At 41.1% G+C, this 17,605-nt stretch carries 16 protein-coding genes, 1 tRNA gene and 3 pseudogenes; 12 read left to right on the top strand and 8 right to left on the bottom strand.

The window, feature by feature from the left end; genetic code table 11:
- Positions 1–26: 26 nt before the first annotated feature.
- Positions 27–1,715, bottom strand: coding sequence for an energy-dependent translational throttle protein EttA (ettA, locus tag HMPREF1535_RS19165; RefSeq protein ID WP_007656994.1), 1,689 nt, complete (start codon positions 1,713–1,715; stop codon positions 27–29).
- A gap of 338 nt (positions 1,716–2,053) precedes the next feature.
- Between ettA and HMPREF1535_RS19160 the strand changes: the two genes are divergently transcribed.
- Both HMPREF1535_RS19160 and HMPREF1535_RS19155 read left to right on the top strand, forming a co-directional pair.
- A tRNA-Lys gene (locus HMPREF1535_RS19160) sits at positions 2,054–2,126 on the top strand.
- A gap of 242 nt (positions 2,127–2,368) precedes the next feature.
- Positions 2,369–2,884 (top strand): annotated as a pseudogene (locus tag HMPREF1535_RS19155) (phage integrase SAM-like domain-containing protein); the annotation flags it as partial.
- Between the two features lie 2 nt (positions 2,885–2,886).
- Here HMPREF1535_RS19155 and HMPREF1535_RS25500 read toward each other — a convergent pair.
- Positions 2,887–3,036 (bottom strand): annotated as a pseudogene (locus tag HMPREF1535_RS25500) (helix-turn-helix domain-containing protein); the annotation flags it as partial.
- 384 nt (positions 3,037–3,420) lie between these two features.
- Here HMPREF1535_RS25500 and HMPREF1535_RS19150 point away from each other — a divergent pair.
- From HMPREF1535_RS19150 to HMPREF1535_RS26315, 5 genes are all read left to right on the top strand, one after another.
- A complete protein-coding gene (locus HMPREF1535_RS19150) occupies positions 3,421–4,200 on the top strand; it encodes a DUF6597 domain-containing transcriptional factor (protein WP_046147165.1) in 780 nt (259 codons plus the stop codon).
- A gap of 187 nt (positions 4,201–4,387) precedes the next feature.
- Entirely contained in the window at positions 4,388–4,780 is a 393-nt protein-coding gene (locus tag HMPREF1535_RS19145; RefSeq protein WP_009127836.1) for an SH3 domain-containing protein, read from the top strand.
- Positions 4,781–4,788: 8 nt separating this feature from the next.
- Entirely contained in the window at positions 4,789–4,941 is a 153-nt protein-coding gene (locus HMPREF1535_RS25495; RefSeq protein WP_229061190.1) for a TfoX/Sxy family DNA transformation protein, read from the top strand.
- Between the two features lie 232 nt (positions 4,942–5,173).
- Positions 5,174–6,106 (top strand): hypothetical protein, encoded by a 933-nt coding sequence (locus tag HMPREF1535_RS19140; protein WP_046147164.1) that lies wholly within the window; start codon positions 5,174–5,176, stop codon positions 6,104–6,106.
- A 2-nt stretch (positions 6,107–6,108) separates the two neighbouring features.
- Entirely contained in the window at positions 6,109–6,789 is a 681-nt protein-coding gene (locus HMPREF1535_RS26315; RefSeq protein WP_235438414.1) for a DUF6597 domain-containing transcriptional factor, read from the top strand.
- A gap of 793 nt (positions 6,790–7,582) precedes the next feature.
- Here the strand turns inward: HMPREF1535_RS26315 and HMPREF1535_RS19125 are convergent.
- Positions 7,583–8,614, bottom strand: a complete 1,032-nt coding sequence (locus tag HMPREF1535_RS19125) for an AraC family transcriptional regulator (protein ID WP_046147162.1) — start codon at positions 8,612–8,614, stop codon at positions 7,583–7,585.
- Positions 8,615–8,719: 105 nt separating this feature from the next.
- Between HMPREF1535_RS19125 and HMPREF1535_RS19120 the strand changes: the two genes are divergently transcribed.
- Positions 8,720–9,097, top strand: coding sequence for a DUF6463 family protein (locus HMPREF1535_RS19120; protein ID WP_007656961.1), 378 nt, complete (start codon positions 8,720–8,722; stop codon positions 9,095–9,097).
- A 165-nt stretch (positions 9,098–9,262) separates the two neighbouring features.
- Positions 9,263–9,481, top strand: coding sequence for a hypothetical protein (locus tag HMPREF1535_RS19115; RefSeq protein ID WP_010803027.1), 219 nt, complete (start codon positions 9,263–9,265; stop codon positions 9,479–9,481).
- A 15-nt stretch (positions 9,482–9,496) separates the two neighbouring features.
- Here HMPREF1535_RS19115 and HMPREF1535_RS19110 read toward each other — a convergent pair whose 3' ends face one another.
- A complete protein-coding gene (locus tag HMPREF1535_RS19110; RefSeq protein ID WP_046147161.1) occupies positions 9,497–10,117 on the bottom strand; it encodes a CatB-related O-acetyltransferase in 621 nt (206 codons plus the stop codon).
- Entirely contained in the window at positions 10,114–11,271 is a 1,158-nt protein-coding gene (locus tag HMPREF1535_RS19105; RefSeq protein ID WP_046147160.1) for a 6-bladed beta-propeller, read from the bottom strand. The genes HMPREF1535_RS19110 and HMPREF1535_RS19105 overlap by 4 nt, the downstream gene beginning before the upstream one ends.
- Before the next feature lie 391 nt (positions 11,272–11,662).
- Here HMPREF1535_RS19105 and HMPREF1535_RS19100 point away from each other — a divergent pair, with 391 nt between their 5' ends.
- Positions 11,663–12,475 (top strand): helix-turn-helix domain-containing protein, encoded by an 813-nt coding sequence (locus HMPREF1535_RS19100; RefSeq protein WP_229061194.1) that lies wholly within the window; start codon positions 11,663–11,665, stop codon positions 12,473–12,475.
- A 10-nt stretch (positions 12,476–12,485) separates the two neighbouring features.
- Positions 12,486–13,340: an AraC family transcriptional regulator gene (locus HMPREF1535_RS19095; protein WP_007656956.1), complete on the top strand. Its 855-nt coding sequence runs from the start codon at positions 12,486–12,488 to the stop codon at positions 13,338–13,340.
- A 38-nt stretch (positions 13,341–13,378) separates the two neighbouring features.
- On the opposite strand, the gene HMPREF1535_RS19090 is transcribed toward HMPREF1535_RS19095, so the two are convergent.
- The 3 genes and pseudogenes from HMPREF1535_RS19090 to msrB all read right to left on the bottom strand — a co-directional run.
- Positions 13,379–14,434: a Gfo/Idh/MocA family oxidoreductase gene (locus HMPREF1535_RS19090; protein ID WP_046147159.1), complete on the bottom strand. Its 1,056-nt coding sequence runs from the start codon at positions 14,432–14,434 to the stop codon at positions 13,379–13,381.
- Positions 14,435–14,468: 34 nt separating this feature from the next.
- Positions 14,469–15,665 (bottom strand): DUF4272 domain-containing protein, encoded by a 1,197-nt coding sequence (locus HMPREF1535_RS19085; RefSeq protein WP_046147158.1) that lies wholly within the window; start codon positions 15,663–15,665, stop codon positions 14,469–14,471.
- 65 nt (positions 15,666–15,730) lie between these two features.
- A pseudogene (gene msrB, locus HMPREF1535_RS19080) lies at positions 15,731–16,171 on the bottom strand (peptide-methionine (R)-S-oxide reductase MsrB); the annotation flags it as partial.
- Positions 16,172–16,510: 339 nt separating this feature from the next.
- Here msrB and HMPREF1535_RS19075 point away from each other — a divergent pair.
- Positions 16,511–17,569 (top strand): DUF362 domain-containing protein, encoded by a 1,059-nt coding sequence (locus HMPREF1535_RS19075; RefSeq protein ID WP_046147156.1) that lies wholly within the window; start codon positions 16,511–16,513, stop codon positions 17,567–17,569.
- The last annotated feature ends 36 nt before the right edge of the window (positions 17,570–17,605 follow it).

The following is a 17,605-nucleotide window of genomic DNA, read 5'->3' as shown; positions in this document are numbered from 1 at the left end:
ATGAATTATGAATAATAAAATAGTAATTAGTCAACAATAAGTTTGCGATAACGTACACGCTTAGGTTCAGTGTCGCCACCCTGTTTGCGTTTGTATTCTTCGTATTCGGAATAAGTTCCTTCATAGAAGACCACATTCGAATCGCCTTCGAACGACAGGATATGTGTACAGATACGGTCGAGGAACCAGCGGTCGTGCGAAACGACAACGGCGCATCCGGCGAAGTTCTCCAGACCTTCTTCCAGGGCACGTAGCGTGTTCACGTCGATGTCGTTGGTCGGTTCGTCGAGCAACAGCACATTGGCTTCGGCCTTCAGTGTGATGGCAAGGTGCAGGCGGTTACGTTCTCCACCTGACAAGACGCCGCAAAGTTTTTCCTGGTCGGCTCCTGCAAAATTGAAACGTGACAAGTAAGCACGCGAGTTGATCTCTTTTCCTCCTACGCGGATAAATTCCTGTCCGCCGGAAACAACCTGGTAAACTGTTTTATTCGGGTCGATGTCTTTATGTGTCTGGTCGGCATAACCTACTTTTACGGTTTCACCCACTTCGAACGTACCTTTGTCGATGCTTTCCATGCCCATGATCATCTTGAACAGTGTTGTTTTACCTGCACCGTTCGGACCGATCACACCCACGATGCCGTTTGGAGGAAGCATGAAGTTCAGGTCATCGAACAATAGTTTTTCACCGAATGCCTTGGCTACATGTTGCGCTTCGATCACCTTGTTACCCAGACGGGGGCCGTTCGGGATAAAGATTTCCAGTTTGGATTCGCGCTCTTTCTGGTCTTCATTCAGCAAGGCTTCGTAAGAGTTCAGACGAGCTTTACCTTTAGCCTGGCGGGCTTTCGGAGCCATGTTGATCCATTCCAGCTCGCGTTCCAACGTCTTGCGGCGTTTGCTGGCCTGCTTTTCTTCCTGAGCCATTTTCTTAGTCTTCTGATCCAGCCAGGAAGAGTAATTACCTTTCCAGGGAATACCTTCGCCACGGTCGAGTTCAAGAATCCAACCGGCCACGTGATCAAGGAAGTAACGGTCGTGTGTGATACAGATGACTGTTCCGGCATACTGCTGCAAATGTTGTTCCAGCCAGTCGATAGACTCGGCATCCAGGTGGTTGGTCGGCTCATCAAGCAGCAACACGTCCGGCTGTTGAAGTAACAGACGGCAAAGAGCTACACGGCGGCGCTCGCCTCCGGACAGCGTATCCACGATCTGGTCTTCAGGCGGGCAGCGCAGGGCATCCATTGCACGTTCGAGGCGGCTGTCAAGATTCCAGGCGTCGGTCGCGTCGATCTTATCCTGCAATTCGGCCTGACGGGCGATCAGCGCATCCATCTTGTCCGGGTCTTCCAGCACTTCGGGATCGCCGAACTTTTCGTTTACCTCTTCGTATTCTTTTAATGTATCAACGATTTCCTGTACTCCTTCCTGTACGATCTCCTTTACGGTTTTGCCCGGTTCCAGTTTCGGGTCCTGTTCCAGGTAACCTACCGAATAGCCGGGTGAGAAGACCACTTCTCCCTGGTATTCCTTTTCAATGCCGGCGATGATCTTTAGCAACGTAGATTTACCGGAACCGTTCAGACCGATGATACCGATCTTGGCTCCATAAAAGAAAGACAGATAAATATTTTTCAGTACTTGTTTCTGCGGCGGGAAAGTTTTGCTCACGCCTACCATCGAGAAAATAATTTTCTTGTCGTCTGCCATATTTTTAAGAATGTATTTTGTAATTTTTTTTCCAGGACAAACTTACATAAATATCTTCAGATTCTAAAATCTATGGTGGTATTGTATTCTTCATATACCCATTCTGTCTTTTTTGTGCCTTTTTTATGAGTAGTGATGCACAACGGCCAGTAACAGTATTAGTCAATGGCGAATATGTGGAGGTGATACCTGAAAAAATCTAGTTCCTGTTATGTGCAGTGAGCCAATGTGTTTCGTTTGTTAGGTGAAAAAATATTCAAAAAAGTCATTGGAATATTTGCATAATAAAAAACAACCTTCTATCTTTGCACCCGCATTACAGAGGTAACGCACCGGATGATTCGCTAGCTCAGCAGGTAGAGCACATCCCTTTTAAGGATGGGGTCCTGGGTTCGAACCCCAGGCGGATCACTGAAACAACAAGAAAAATCAAGCAAATCCCTGATAATCAGATATTATCAGGGATTTCTTTTTTTTGGCAGGTAGCAGAAAATAGCCGTTTCAAGCATATTATCGGTGGATAAATCGTGGGACTAAAATTTAGTTCAAAAAAGTCCCACGAATTTGCACGTTTCTCACTGATTCATAGTCTTTTGCATAGACTTACTTTGGAAGAGAATACATAGTTTTGTAACTTTAAAAACGATGTAAAAATGGCTCGAAAATCATTTTCTGTATTGTTCTTCATTAAGAAAGGCAAATTATTAAAGAACGGAGAAGCACCCGTGTGCATGAGAATCACTGTAAATGGCTGTATGGTAGATATTTCTATCAAAAGAAGTTGTCCCGTAAACCTATGGAATCAAGCAAAAGAGAATTCAAAAGGAAAAGACCGTATGTCGGTGGAACTGAACCACTACTTAGAAATCACACGCTCACGCATACACCAAATTTATAGGGAACTGGAAACTTCCGACAAGGTTATCACCGTTGATCTTGTGAGAAAACTGTATTATGGTGTGGATGAAGAAAGCAAAACCCTTTTGCAAGTATTCAGAGAACACAACGAACAAAGTCGTAAGCTGATCGGCAAAGACTTTGTTAGTAAAACCGTTCAACGGTATGAAACCACTACCCGATATTTGGAGGAATTCATTAAGAAAGAATATCAGCTATCGGATATTGCTCTAAACAACTTGGAAGCTAATTTTATTTCTAAGTTCGATGCTTTGCCTAACAACAGGCACACTTCCTGACTATCCAGCCAGTTTTCTACTTTCTGGGTATGAGTGCTGCACAAACTTTCTATTCGTTTGGCAAACTCAGTGAACCGTTCGCAGACATACGAAAAGGTTCTCTTTTCAATGGTTACTACTTCCATACTTTCAATTTTAAAAGGTTTATAAAACGTGTTGATCTAACTTTCATCGGCAAATGAAAGAAGAATCAGGAGCCGTTTTCAAAACTGTCCAAGGATGGCATAATAAAACCACTACTGTCTCTACGAGCTAGTTTCCCAAATAACACTTAAATCTTCATGATAAATACCATGAGCACACTCCAAATTTTACTATATTGCAACAATTTATAAATGTAGTCAGCATGAAGTTCAAAGACCTTTCAATTACGTTCCATACAAATAAAGTAAAGGAATGCATAGATTTCTACACCGAATATTTTAAAGCTATGTCAGCTTTTGATTCATAGTGAGAGGTAGCCGATATATAAAGTTGATAAAGTAATAATCTAAGTTAGCACTCGTAATTTGAAATTGGAATATAACATAAGAAGCCTGTACACTCCAGTACAGCCAGCAGTAATAGGTACTAATGGCGAGGTCTCATATATTGAGTTGCCACCTGACGCACAACTACAAGACTTTATTTATTGTTATTGGAATCTAAAGACTATTAAGCCACTAGATGATATATACAATTATCGTGTAGTTGCTGATGGGTGTATTGATATCGTTTTTAATTGTACAAATTATGATGAAACATATATAATGGGGTACTGCAATTCTTTTGTGAAGATTGGCATTGATAAAGAATTCAATTATTTCGGAATACGGTTTCTTCCGGGTATATTTCCATTACTATTTAATATAGATGCGTCAGAATTAAGCAACCATTACGAACGTTTAAATACCGTGCAACCTCGTATATACAATGTAATTCAACAATCGAAAGATAGATGCTTATGCCTTCAGGATTTGTGCGATGAACTCAATATCTATTTTATTAAGCATATTAATAAAATAGAAAAACCTTTTGATAATAGATTTTTCTGTGCATTAGAAACTATTTTAAAAAGCAAAGGATCGATTATTATTGAGAAAGATTTGAATGGTGGAATAAGTAGTCGTCATTTACAACGACTTTTTAATTTTTACATAGGAGATACAGCCAAGTCTTTTTGCCGAATTGTTCGTTTTCAGAATCTTTTAAAGATTGATCCTTCAATTAAATTAATAAAATCCGAAAAATCATATTATGAGTTTAAATTATTTTACGGTAAAACGCCCTCAAAGATCGCCGCTGAATAAAATGTCCGATTTTTCCTATTTTTGAAAAACTCTATGTTTTAACTTTGCGGCATGGAATTATATAGCATAAAGCAACTGTCAATACTTTATGTAATAACCAGTAAGGATGAAGTTAAAGATAAACGGTGATTAAAGAAATCGCTAAAAATATAAAAGCAACTATTGAAAACAACTTAATAACAAGATAATGAAATATTTAGATAAATATATTGTTGTGTGCAAATGGGTTGAGAGCTATGAAAATCCTATTATATTAAAGAAAGATGAAAAAGTTGTAGTCAATTTAGCTATAAAAGAAACTGATCCGGAATGGGTAAATTGGGTTTGGTGTATAGCGGGCAATGGAATGACAGGTTGGGTACCTATACAAATTTTGAATGTATGTGAGACCTTACCGAATGAACGGCAAATAGCTATTGCATTAGAAGACTATTCTGCTTATGAGTTACCAGTAAATCAAGACGAGATAGTAATCGGCTCAAGATGCCTAAATGGTTGGTTATGGTGTCGAAAAGAAAATTCAACCAAGGAAGGTTGGGTACCGATTAGATGTTTAAAGCGATCTATTGAATCATTGTAGAATAAGTATTGCCGAAATTAAAGATACGTGAACAACATCCTGAAAAGACTATACCTGTGTGCTATTATCTCTATTCTTTAGAAGGAGCTCTATTAAACTTACACTGGAATGATATTCCATCAGAATTAAAAAAAGAACTAAAAGATAAAATTCAGGATTAACTATTAGAACAATTTGATTAATGATTAGGCTATTAAAAAAGAATTAGCAGATTGATTCATTTTTACACTTATTGACATGACATATGAGATTACCTTTGCAAAAAACAATAAGTACATTAAAATGATACGATTACAAAATAAAAACAGGTTTTGAAAAGGAAGCCATTATTAAGTCCTCGGTTATAAAAGAGGGACAAATAGTTGATGAACATTTATATAGTATTAAGAAAAAATGAAAAAAGATATAAGCGATCACATTATTAGTAAATTAGATTTGCAGGATATAGCTAAAGTGTTGTCCGATGAATTAAGCGGGTCGGAACTGAACACTGTTTTACTGGACGTTTTTAACAAGCGTGTTCAGCAGGAAACTCCCTCGTCCTTACTAAGTAAATATGAGGGCAACAAGCTTGTTAAGCCCGCCTTATTAGAAGATGTTTTAGAATATAAAGAAAATGAATTACGGTGCTATAAATTAATAGCAGGTAGAGGATTTGAACCCATAGAACTTTCCCCGGTCGCTCAGTTTGGGACAAGTAGTGTTATAGCAACAGTAGATCAGAAAAAAGTCCTCACTTCTTTAAGAAACACAGAAGTACAGGCAGACCCGACGAATGCAATAGCATTACATTACGCATCGTTAAAGAAAAAAGGAGAATTAGATAACAAAACCTATAATTACAGCAACATTTCACGGGTAATAAGGACACAGGTATTTAATAATCCTAATTTCACTCCTCATTTTACTGTTCTTGCCCTTATTTCATGTGGTAGAGATACTGGTAGCTTTAATTTTGAGAAAGAAGAACTATTAAAACATTTAACTACATCGTATGAAATATGTAAAAGTTACGGTGTGGAAAAAATATATTATGAGATTATTCCATGTAAAGGCTATGACAGTCAAAGCCCGCTTATAATGGAATCAATATCGTATGTCCGGGAAAAGAATAGTAATCTTGAGGTCTTGGTTATAGCACCGGAACATGATAATAACTATTACCATGGTTTCAGAATAAAGCAGCAAATAGTGATCGGCGGCAATACTATTGAAATTGCTGACGGTGGATTGCTTGATTGGACACAACAGCTATTAACCAACAAAAAAGAGCGAATGATGACATTCGGGCTTGGTATTCAGGTATTATATCACCTAACTAAATAAACATGGTAAAGAGTAAAGTCATATTTGAAGATGAAGAACAGGTAGAGATTAAATATCCTTGTTTTGAATTAAAGGATATTGTTGAGTATTATTTTGAAATATGTACTCCTAACAATTCTATAACTCCATTTTCACTTGTGGCTTTGCCCAATGCAAATATCTTAGTTTCAATTTATATCTCCGATAGTAGTCAGACATTCAAAGTACATCGTGAACATGGTATAATTGATACATCGGGTGATAAGATATCTGGTAGCTTAACAGAAGCGATCACTGTAATACACGCTCCCGGAACCCATGAATTTTCAATAAAATTCAAGCCGGGAGTTTTGTACTCCTGTTTATCTAAAGATATTTCAACTTTGGTGGATAATCATTTGTCTCTGCAAAAGTATGCACTACAGCTTGGGAAAGAGGACTTTACGGATATGATAAAAGATGGATTAATAAACTCCACAGATGACAGTTACAGCCATGCTTTTGGGGGTGATGACCCACTTGTGCATTCCGTTTCTTTCGGAAGTTACCGGATTGGAGTCCATTATCTTCTGGTTTATTTGCGGAGGGCTTGGAGTTTTCACTCCACTTATTATTGCCGGCGTGATGATGCTTCGCAAAGAAGGGGGCAAATTCACAAAAGAGACCTTTGTGGAGCGACTACGATTCAAACTTATGACTCGTAGAGATTGGCGTTACTCACTTCTGGCGTTGGTGGTAATCGGACTCTTGACAAGTGGAATTATGATTGCGATGCAAGTCCTTTTTTCGGATTTCAACCATACTCCGTCGTTTATGACTTTGGATCCGCTTTCACCGGGAAGATATTGGCTATTGCTTGCATGGTTGCCATATTGGTTGCCTTCATGAGCAAACTACGGCAAAAGCGCGTAGCAAATTAGTGGGATAAATCATGGGATATGCTTGAAGCAAAAAATATAAAGTTTTAAATATCAGCGTGGTAACTCTCTTTGGAGAATCCCAGGCGGATCACTGAAACAAGATGAAAAATAAAGTAAATCCCTGATAGTCAATCACTATTGGGGATTTCTTTTTTCCCTTCAGTCCACCTTTTAGTTGGATTACAGCAAAAAACAAGTAAAAATAGATTTGATTTACAGTGTTTTACCTAACAGGGTTTCAGTATGTTCCATTTTGCAGCTATGGAATAACAGGAAAATGATGGGTAGGTATAAAAAAACGAAATGGTCTGCTTTCACAAGCGGGCCATCTCTTATTAACCAAAACCTTAACTATGAAAAAATTTACGTTTTTCAACAGCAAATATACAATTTATTTTTTTATAACCTCATGGAAATATTATTATTTTTCCTCAAAGTCGCATTTTTAACATTTACCCTCGTTGCATGTCGATGACTTGGTTTGAGTATCATAAATCAACAGACCTTCTGTTTTGCCAAAAGGAATCACACATGGGGGAGTATCGCTTCAATTTGTGCAATACAGATTCTCATATAATTATTTCATTTTAGTTTTAACAGATTGGTTATTACTATTAAACATGGAAGGACGGTTTCTAAAATGCTTCTTGAAAAACTTATTGAATGCACTCTGGCTTTCAAAACCGAGTAGGAAACCTATCTCTGGCAAAGGGATTCTTTCTTTCAAATATTTTTTTGATAATTCCATGCGTAAATCGTTGAGGAGTTTTTGATAGGAGGTCCCTTCTGCCTTTAGTTTTCTTTGGATATTGCGTTCACTCATATTGAATTTCTCCGCGACATCTTTTAAAGACAGGCTACTGTTGGAGAGGCTGTGCATGAGATAGCGACGGACAGTTCTGGAGAGACTGTTGTTTTGACCGCTTTCATGCATTTGTATTTCATTCATATAATCTTCAAAAATGGCAAGCATTTCTTTATTTCCTGTGACGATTGGTAAATCCAGGACTGATTTATTGAAAATAAGAATAAGTTTGTCATGATTGAATATGACGGGGCAACCCAGGTATTCCTCCAGTTTGTCTTTTGTCCCTTCTTTCTCGTACATGGAATATACGCGTATTGGATGCAGGAACCTTCCTGTAAAACTGTAGGCATATTGAAGGAAAAAGCCGCATTGCATTTCAATCCATTGTTGTGATGCGACCGGGTAGGACTGTTTAAACTGCGAGTCCAGGGATATTTCGAGGGAGAAATTGTTTTCGTCTTCTTTCGTTTCAAATGCGTATATGTTATTGATTGCCGGGTCGAACGGGTTTTCATTCTCAAAAATCTCCCGTACGGTCTTGCTTTGGTTATAGATATTGAAGAAGCTCCCGGTCAGGACGAATGGCAGTAGAAATCCGGTTTCCAGGCCTATTCTGGTATTACCTGTCTTTTTAACGATATGTTCCAGATATACACCCAGTATGTTTGCGTCGATTAGAGATGCCGGATTTTGCAGAATGGCATAATCATACTTTAAGCCTGTTAATATTTCTGAGATTTCTGCTTGTGTCGTTCCGAAGTGCTTTAGAAGCATATTCAATAGACCTGCTGTGATAAACATATATTTGTCGCTTTTGGACAAAAGTATGGCTTAATTTTCAATTGCCAAAAAATTGCAGTATCTATCTTTGCAGCGTGTAAGAGTTAAATATAAAATATGGTGAACATGAAGCTTTGGAAGTATAGCGGAACATTCCTGACATGGACAGGGATTATCCATACAATTTATGCATTCTTTATCGGAAAAGATGCTTTGGATAAAATGTTGGGAGATGGATTGGCCGATTCGGTAGGAGAAGATTATGAGCGTGGTTTTGCCTTTTGGTTCCTGATATGTGGGATTGTACTGATACTTTGGGGGCAGACACTTCAATACTATATAAAGAAAGAGCAAAAACCGGCTCCTGCGTTTTTGGGTTATTGCATGTTGCTTTTTACTGTGGCTGGTTGTATATTTGTTCCGGTATCCGGTTTTTGGCTTTTCCTCCCGCAGGCTGTTATTATAATTTATTCGAATAGAACATCCAGTACATGGAATGTCTGAAATACGTGTCTATGGAATAGGACTGTAACGCCATAAGTTTTTCTCCGGCTTTGTTTGTAGTTTATTTTCCTTGTTTCGTCATCTGAAATGACGTGATTCGTCGAATAAGTCTTTTCCGGGTTGCAATAGAACCTACTTTTGCATTCCAATTTATTATTAATGTGTATGAAAAAATATATTTTGATTTTTCGGACATCCGTAAGAAATAAACAAGATATAAAGCGTATCGAAACGCTTTTCGTCCAATTCCCCCAAATCGACAAATGGCATGTGGACTTGGAGAATTGGGAGAAGGTATTGAGGATAGAATGCCGGGAAATGATTCCGGCTACCATCCTAAACGCATTACAGACTATCCATATTTATGCGAAGGAGCTGGAATAGCATCTGTCGCAAAACCTATAGGTCTAGCAACGAGCCGCAGTTTTTCCCCATGATATAAGGTAAAGAACGGCGTATCTTTTCGGTGGGCCAGTCCCACCATTGTAATTCCAGCAACCGGGCGATTGTTTCTTCGTCGAAACGTTTGCGTATTTCCCTGGCCGGTGTTCCGCCTACGATGGTATAAGGAGGGACGTCTTTGGTGACGACTGCCCGTGCTGCTATGACAGCTCCGTCTCCGATATGTACGCCTGCCATGATTACAGCCTCATAACCTATCCATACGTCGTTGCCGACGACGATGTCGCCTTTGTTGTCCCAGGCAGAGGCGACGTCTTTTTTATCCAGGCCCCACTCTTCGAAGAATAGGGGAAATGTATAATTAGACAGGGAATCTAATGTATGGTTGGCACTGTTGAAAAGGAATTTCGCTCCACAGGCGATGGAACAGAACTTCCCGATTATCAGCCGGTCTCTATTGATCGGATAATGATATAAAACGTTGTTTTTCTCGAACTGGGTCGGGTCGTTGACAAAATCGTTGTATATCGTATAGTCGCCGACAAGGATATTGGGGTTTGTAATGACTGTGTTCAGATAGATAGTCTGAAAGTCGTTTGTGCGTGGATATGTTTTCATTTCTTTTGTTTTACCAGCATAATTACCGGATTGTCTTCTTCATCCAACCTCGAGGCTATTTCTTTCAATTTGCCATCTTTCAGTTGGCCTTTCTTGTAAATCTCAACGAGAGGGGAGGCATTTAGACTGGTGACGTTTTCGATTTCGCGATTAATTGATTTCGCAGTCATAGCCACGGTTCTTTTTTCTGCATAGTCATTATTGTATACGGCAACTTGATACAGGTTTTTTTCTTCCTTCTCGTACACCAGTTGATCCGTATAGAATCCGTTACCCTTTTCAAAATTAAATACATTTTTAACGGTTTCCATAAAATAATAACGGTCGGTATGAATACCCATATAAAGAAAAACTTCGGGTTGCATGGTATGCGCAGATGGAGTTCTTACGATAAAGGGGTTTAATGTTCCATCCGGTGCGTAGTTATACAATGTGTCGGCTGATGCGTCCATAAGTGTCCATTGGCCGTGGCTCAGGCGTATTTGGTAAGAATAACTTGCCACAAAGTTACTTCCATCGGTCGCTATCGGTGCGTTAATCGTTTTAAAAGGGATAAAAATCTCCCGGGTGATGCTTCCGTCCTGTTTGGATAGAATAACATGGTATGCTTTACTTCTGTCCTTTCCTTTATTATGATAATCTGACATATCATAGCAAATCAAATTATTTTTGTCGTAATCGAAAACAGATGAAACTTCCCAGTCCAGGTTCAGACACCGTTTGAATTTTCCGTAAAGGTCGTACACCAGGATTTTATTGCCCGGCGACTTTACGAATATTTCTCCATTGCTTTCATCGAGAATAATCTCGTTAATCCTTGTATATTCTTCTGCTCCTGGGCCTTGCCGGTTTATCTTTCTTACTCCTTTGCCGGTTTTTCTGTCAAAAATAAAAATATCCCCGTCGTTATTCCTGTTTGTCACCAGTAAGCATTTTTTTCCTACATCTTTGACCAGACCTTGTGTAAGAAACTCGTCGGTGGTTTCCAGTGCAATGTATTCCACATCCATAAAATCCTGAAGAATCAGTTCCTTTTTAGGATAGCTTTTCGATACGTCGACAGTGATTAAATCATCGGTTGACTGTTTGTTTTCTCCACACCCTGCCAATACCACCAACAGAATGATTGCTAGAATTGTATTCGTTTGTTTCATTGTAACGATTTTTATGTGACAAACATACATAAAATAATCGTCGCATTGTATGTGAACCGAATAAAAATCAAGATAACTCTCTATAGTGATTCTTTTTTGTTTAGGATAAAAAGAATGAAAAGAGCTAATGTTTTTTTATTTAGAGGTAGGTGTAAATCGATTTACACCTACCTCTAAATGAAAATAGACCTACCTCTAAATTTATTTACACCTACCTCTAACAAAAGAATCATCGGATATATGATCAAAAGACTTTTAGGCGATACTGATAAAAGATTTTGTTTTTCGGAATATGTCTTATTTTTTTAACTAAAGATAAAATCACCCAACATAATAAACTAAAAGACACCTTTTTATGTTTACCCGGAAATTAAATTACAGACAAAAAGACATGATGATGAAAGCAGAAAGAATATTACCTGTTGATTTGTATAATTCCGTATCAACGCCGGAACTGAAGCTCGAAAGTTCGCTGAGAATCCTATATGTAAAAGAGGGTGAAGACTATAAATTGCTACCTCTGGACTCGGGTACCCTGGCCGTAATCTGTACCGGAGGAACTTTTACCTGTAAAGCCTTGCACCATACATACGATGTATCGGCCGGACAACTTTTGCTCGCTGCCAGTGACGACGTGACAGCGGTCGAAGCCTTTCCCAGCACCCGGTTTTCCGGAATAATTGTTTATGTGTCCGAAGAGTTGTTGATTAACCGTCAGCGTCTCGTGTACCGCGATATTCCTTCCGACGAAATCGAGGAGACAAAAATCTATCTGCACCTTGTCGAATCGCAAATAGAACAGATGAAAGAGATGCGTGCGAAGGTGGTCGAATCTCTCCTGAGAGCTCTGATTATAAATTTACAACAGGGAAAAGCGGTATCTGATACGCCGAAAACAGAAAATTCACTCTTTTTCCAACAATTTGCGACACTAATTAGTAGATATCACCATTCTCCTGCGTACTTTTACGCAGAGAAATTAGGAATCACTTCGCAAGAGTTGAATATCCGGTGTAAGCAAGGAGCCGGTATCTCTGCGGCCGAGTGGATTAGTGAGTTCGTATTGCTGGAAGCAAAAGACCTGTTATCGAAAACCCGTCTGCGTCCTTCGCAGATTGCAACGATGCTGGGATTTGCCAACCACGACACTTTCTCGCGTTGGTTCCGCAGGCATACGGGGGAGATTCCGACGGAATGGAGATAACACTAAGCATATGAATACGATAGATTTATTATTTGAGAACACAAAGATTAAAGGAAAAGTCATTTTATCAGACTCCTTACATGAAAACAAGGCTTTGCTGAAGGATAAAACCTTGTATAAGTTTATATGGGTTTTGTCCGGTCAACTGGAGCTGGATGTCGACCACCAACCGGTCGTATTGAAAGAAGGCCAGTTACTCACCTTGTCCCATCTGCACCATGTGGACTTTGTACGGGTGGACGGCGAGTATCTGTCTTTGTTGTTCAACAGTAATTTTTATTGTATTTATGGCAACGACCATGAGGTTTCGTGCAACGGGTTGCTGTTTCACGGTTCCTCGCATGTCGTTATCTTTGATTTGTCCGGTGAGGAGCGGCGGAAAATCGCGACGCTGACCGGGATTATGCGTGAAGAATTTGAAAGCCGCGACCATTTGCAGGATGAAATGCTCCGCGTGTTGTTGAAACGCTTTATTATATTATGTACGCGTATCGCAGAAAACAGGCAGGGCGTAAGGAAGGAAAACGGGATGCAGTTTGAGACGATTCGCAAGTTTTATGTTTTGGTCGATACCCATTTCAAAGAAAAGAAACAAGTGCAGGAATATGCCGATATGCTGAATAAGTCGCCCAAGACGCTGGCTAACCTGCTGTCTACCTACCAACAACCTTCGGCCATCCGCGTAATCCATAACCGGGTGCAGGCAGAGGCGGAGCGCTTGCTGCTCTATTCATCCAAAAGCTCCAAAGAGATTGCCCTGATGCTGGGTTTTGAAGACCAGGCCACCTTCAGCCGCTTTTTCAAAAATGCCACCGGATTGAGTACGACTGAGTATCGGAAGAAGAATAAAATCATCAAAGAATAGCGCAACATTTGTTTCTCCCGTTTGCTTATCGGATTGGGTTATAAGTTCTGAACCGATTTTGTCCGGCTGCTTTCCCATGCCGCTTCAATCAGGCGGATAACGTCTACCACTTCGCGGGCATCGCTTTCTAAAATGATGCCGTTACGGATATGCTGGTAAATGTTTTCGTAGAAAGCACCGTAATTGCCTGGGAGGCTCGGATATCGTTCGCGTACATTTATAGTATTCTTTTCGGTATGCAGGAGACCCCAGATGGAGGAATCCTCTTCGCCCCAATGAGGGGAATCGGGCATCAGGCCGTTTGTCAGGTCCTCTTCCTGGCGGTCGAGGCCGTATTTGACGAAAGAGCCTTCCGTGCCGTGCAAGGTGAAACGCGGCTCACGCTCGCACATCAGGTAGCTGGCTTTCAGGGTGATTCTTACCTCAGGGGCTTTGGAGGGTTTCAGGAGATGGATGATGAAATAATCGTCTACCACACCGTTATCGCGCAAGGTGGCGATGTCGGCAAAGATGGCCTGCGGCATGCCGAACAATTGCACGGCCTGGTCTATCACATGTGCTCCCAGATTGTAAGTCATGCCTCCTCCGGCTTCGCCTGTTTCTTTCCAGGTGCCCTGCTTGATGAAATTGCGGAAACGGGGAAAGGTCGATTCGAACTCGACCAGGCGTCCAAGCAGGTTTTTAGCGAGTATTTCCTTAACGGTCAGGAAATCGCTGTCCCAACGGCGGTTCTGATAAACACTCAATGTTAGTCCTTTTCCGGCGGCGAGGGCGACCAGTTCATTGGCTTCTTCTACCGTTTGGGTGAAAGGTTTTTCTACAATGACATGTTTTCCGGCTTCAAGTGCGCGACGGGCATATTCATAATGGGAACTGTCGGGAGTGTTGACTACGACCAGTTCCAGACCGTCCACTTCCAACAATTCGTCGAAGCTGCGGACGATGCGGGCTTGCGGATACCGTTCGCGGGCCAGGTTTTTGCTTCGTTCGGTGATAGCCGTCAGTTCGAAATGCGGATTCGTGCTGATAAACGGGGCATGAAATACCTGTCCTGACATTCCGTAGGCGGCTAATCCTGTTTTAATTTTATTCATAACATATAAGAGTTTGATTGATAAAGCAGCCGAATTATGTATTCGGCTGTATGTGATCCCAATCGGCACCGTTATTCGCTCCTATAATCCAGTTAAAGGCATAGTGGCGTTCTATCACGATTCCGCCGTCGATTCCGGTCGGAGCTTTTTGCCCATGAATGCGTGCATCCACACAGGCCCAGTCGTAACGCAATGTAAGGTCTGCTTCATCCAGTATTTCCTTTTCCGGACGCGAATAGCCTTTGGACAATAAGTCCTGCAATCCTTTATGTTGCCAGAAAATAGCAGCCAGGACGGGCACATCGACAATTTCGGACGGATAGGAGAGGTCGTCGACAACACCTGCCGCCCAAAGCAGCACGGCGCAGCATTCATAACGCCATACGAACTGGATACAGGTTTGCCGTTCGGGTTTGGGGTCATTGATATAGGCTGTCTCTTTTTCCGTAAGGTAAGATTTGACGCCATACAAATCGTTCATCTTGTTGAAATAAAAGAGAGCTTTTTCGCGGTCCGAATCTTCCGAGAGGATGACTTCCGAATAGACGGCAACGGCAAACAATGCGGCTGCCCGTTCCACCATTTCTTCACGGCTTCTCATCTGCACTTCGCTTTCCAGGACTTCACAGGGCAGTTGTTCCATATAAGGAATGTTTCTTGCTTTGAGCAGGGCGTTTGAGCGCAGACGTCTTTTCATATCGGCAGGCGATTCTTGGGGGCGGTTTCCGTCCAGCAGGTCAGCATTGGCAATCGGGATAAATTCTGTCAACTGGCTTTCGCCTTTGATAGAGAATAGCAATTTGCCTTCCTGGGTATATATCTGCATGCTGGGGTAGAGCAGGAAGCCGTTTACATCGTTCGCAATGGCGAAGAGGCCGTTGATGATATAGCTGGTGCGATCTCCATTGTCGTCGATATCGAAAGTGATACCGGTCACGCAGTTGAATACACGGATTTGCTGTAAAACGTTCTCCTTCAGTTCGACCAGCGGAGTTTCTGCTGAAGAAAAATAGTTTGCCATCCCGGCTGTATGGGAGGCGATGAAATCAGGCTTGTCCTGCCGGTGATTGATATTGAAGGAGATCGTTGAATCGTCTGCAAGGGTCAGGAGGATATTTCCGTTTTCCGGTGTGAACTCTTTTGTCATTTCCTTAAAATGCTCCCGGATGGCTGTTTCGATGCGGCCGGGGTCGCCAATGACTGTGTATAGCGTGATATTCGCTTTTTCCATATTTGTCTGATTTTATTCTTTTGCGAATATACTGTATTATTTAATTATTAATGATATAATTCGTTTTATTTCTTTTTGAGCAGTGGAATATAATCGGCATATCCTTCCTCTTTCATCTTTTCCTTTGGGATAAATTTCAGGGAGGCGCTGTTGATACAATAACGTAATCCTCCTTTGGCGATAGGGCCGTCATTGAACACATGTCCCAGGTGTGCGTCTCCTGTTTTGCTGCGTACCTCCGTCCGGTTCATGCCATAAGATTTGTCTGATTTCTCCATAATCAAACTTTTATCTATCGGCTTTGAAAAGCTGGGCCAGCCACAGCCGGAGTCAAATTTATCCGTCGAAATGAATAATGGCTCGCCGGTTGTGATATCTACGTAGATGCCTTCCCGTTTTTCGTTCCAGTATTCATTCTTGAATGCCCGTTCCGTTGCATTCTGTTGTGTTACTGCATACTGTTCTGCTGTGAGTTTCGAACGTAGTGTTACGTCGTCCGGCTTTTCGAATTTCTTTTCCGAGGCAGTCTTATCGTTTGTATTCATGTCTGTTTTTTTTGAAAGTTGATTACTCCTTGTAACTTGTGCCATTACTATCATGTTTGTCAATAGCAAAGCGGCAGTTAATATAAAACTCTTCATATCTGATATTTGTTTATATGGATTTGTTTCTTTTCGAGTTTAGTTCGTCATAACATGAAATACTGGCACAAATTAAGAAACTTTTTCTTGATAAATTTGAACGTCATCGAAAAACTGTAATTCAGGTATATTTATCCGTAATGTGTATACAATATAATAGGTTGCATCCGAATACATTTGTAACAGAATAAAAATGTATAGATTATGGGTGAAAAAAAGAAGGTATCACAGATTACGAGGCGTGGTTTTATTAAAACATCGGTAGCAGCCGGAGGTGCTTTATTGGCATCCAATTTGGTTCCGTTAGCTGCATGTTCCACCAATAACGGACAGGGAGAAGAACCCGGAGAAAATGGAGGAACAACAAATAATCCGTCAGGTGAAGCAGCGGCAGTTTATATGTTAACAGAGATTTCTCCGGCTAGTTTGCTGCGGATCTATGAAGCACTAGGGCGTTCAGCTTCAGGTAAAGTTGCCGTGAAACTGAGTACGGGAGAACCCGGCGGGCATAATTTCCTGCAACCGGCACTTATCAGCGATCTGGTGCGGAAAGTAAACGGAACTATCATTGAATGTAATACAGCTTATGCCGGCGGGCGTTCCAATACGGAAGCCCACCTGAAAGCAGCGGCAGATCATGGTTTTACAGCTATTGCAGATGTCGATATCATGGACTCGGAAGGGGAGATCAGTCTGCCGGTGAAAGGGGGAAAACATCTTACAGAGGATATTGTAGGTTCCCATTACACCAATTATGACTTTACGGTTGTTCTATCCCATTTCAAAGGACATGCCATGGGCGGCTTCGGCGGAGCGATAAAGAATATATCTATCGGTATTGCTTCGACTTCCGGAAAGGCGTGGATACACTCAGCCGGTAAAACCAGAAATGCGGAAGAGATGTGGGGACAATTGCCTGAACAGGATATTTTTCTGGAATCGATGGCTGAAGCTGCCAAAGCGGTAGTTGATCATTGTGGTGATAAGATACTTTATATCAGTGTGATGAATAATTTATCGGTGGATTGTGATTGCGATTCGCATCCGGAAGATCCGCAAATGGCAGATATCGGTATCCTGGCCTCATTGGATCCGGTAGCGTTGGATAAAGCCTGTGTGGACATGGTGTATAGTTCACCTGACGAAGGACGAAGTCACTTGATCGAACGGATGGAGTCGCGCCACGGCATTCATACACTTGAACATGCAGAAGTAATCGGTATCGGTAGTCAGAAGTATAATTTAATCAGACTGGATGTATAAAAAGGAGTTTTGCATCAGGTCAAAAAGACGCCATTT

The organism is Parabacteroides goldsteinii DSM 19448 = WAL 12034, assembly GCF_000969835.1.
GTDB classification, from domain to species: Bacteria; Bacteroidota; Bacteroidia; order Bacteroidales; family Tannerellaceae; genus Parabacteroides; species Parabacteroides goldsteinii.
Note: the sequence above shows the minus strand (reverse complement) of the source record. Positions and strands in the feature narration are given on the sequence as shown.

What these genes read in the sequence shown, in the direction of transcription:
- ettA (WP_007656994.1), bottom strand. Translation starts at nt 1,715, where the DNA reads ATGGCAGACGACAAGAAAATTATTTTCTCGATGGTAGGCGTGAGCAAA.
- HMPREF1535_RS19145 (WP_009127836.1), top strand. Translation starts at nt 4,388, where the DNA reads ATGAAATATTTAGATAAATATATTGTTGTGTGCAAATGGGTTGAGAGC.
- HMPREF1535_RS19140 (WP_046147164.1), top strand. Translation starts at nt 5,174, where the DNA reads ATGAAAAAAGATATAAGCGATCACATTATTAGTAAATTAGATTTGCAG.
- HMPREF1535_RS26315 (WP_235438414.1), top strand. Translation starts at nt 6,109, where the DNA reads ATGGTAAAGAGTAAAGTCATATTTGAAGATGAAGAACAGGTAGAGATT.
- HMPREF1535_RS19125 (WP_046147162.1), bottom strand. Translation starts at nt 8,614, where the DNA reads ATGTTTATCACAGCAGGTCTATTGAATATGCTTCTAAAGCACTTCGGA.
- HMPREF1535_RS19120 (WP_007656961.1), top strand. Translation starts at nt 8,720, where the DNA reads ATGAAGCTTTGGAAGTATAGCGGAACATTCCTGACATGGACAGGGATT.
- HMPREF1535_RS19115 (WP_010803027.1), top strand. Translation starts at nt 9,263, where the DNA reads ATGAAAAAATATATTTTGATTTTTCGGACATCCGTAAGAAATAAACAA.
- HMPREF1535_RS19110 (WP_046147161.1), bottom strand. Translation starts at nt 10,117, where the DNA reads ATGAAAACATATCCACGCACAAACGACTTTCAGACTATCTATCTGAAC.
- HMPREF1535_RS19105 (WP_046147160.1), bottom strand. Translation starts at nt 11,271, where the DNA reads ATGAAACAAACGAATACAATTCTAGCAATCATTCTGTTGGTGGTATTG.
- HMPREF1535_RS19100 (WP_229061194.1), top strand. Translation starts at nt 11,663, where the DNA reads ATGATGATGAAAGCAGAAAGAATATTACCTGTTGATTTGTATAATTCC.
- HMPREF1535_RS19095 (WP_007656956.1), top strand. Translation starts at nt 12,486, where the DNA reads ATGAATACGATAGATTTATTATTTGAGAACACAAAGATTAAAGGAAAA.
- HMPREF1535_RS19090 (WP_046147159.1), bottom strand. Translation starts at nt 14,434, where the DNA reads ATGAATAAAATTAAAACAGGATTAGCCGCCTACGGAATGTCAGGACAG.
- HMPREF1535_RS19085 (WP_046147158.1), bottom strand. Translation starts at nt 15,665, where the DNA reads ATGGAAAAAGCGAATATCACGCTATACACAGTCATTGGCGACCCCGGC.
- HMPREF1535_RS19075 (WP_046147156.1), top strand. Translation starts at nt 16,511, where the DNA reads ATGGGTGAAAAAAAGAAGGTATCACAGATTACGAGGCGTGGTTTTATT.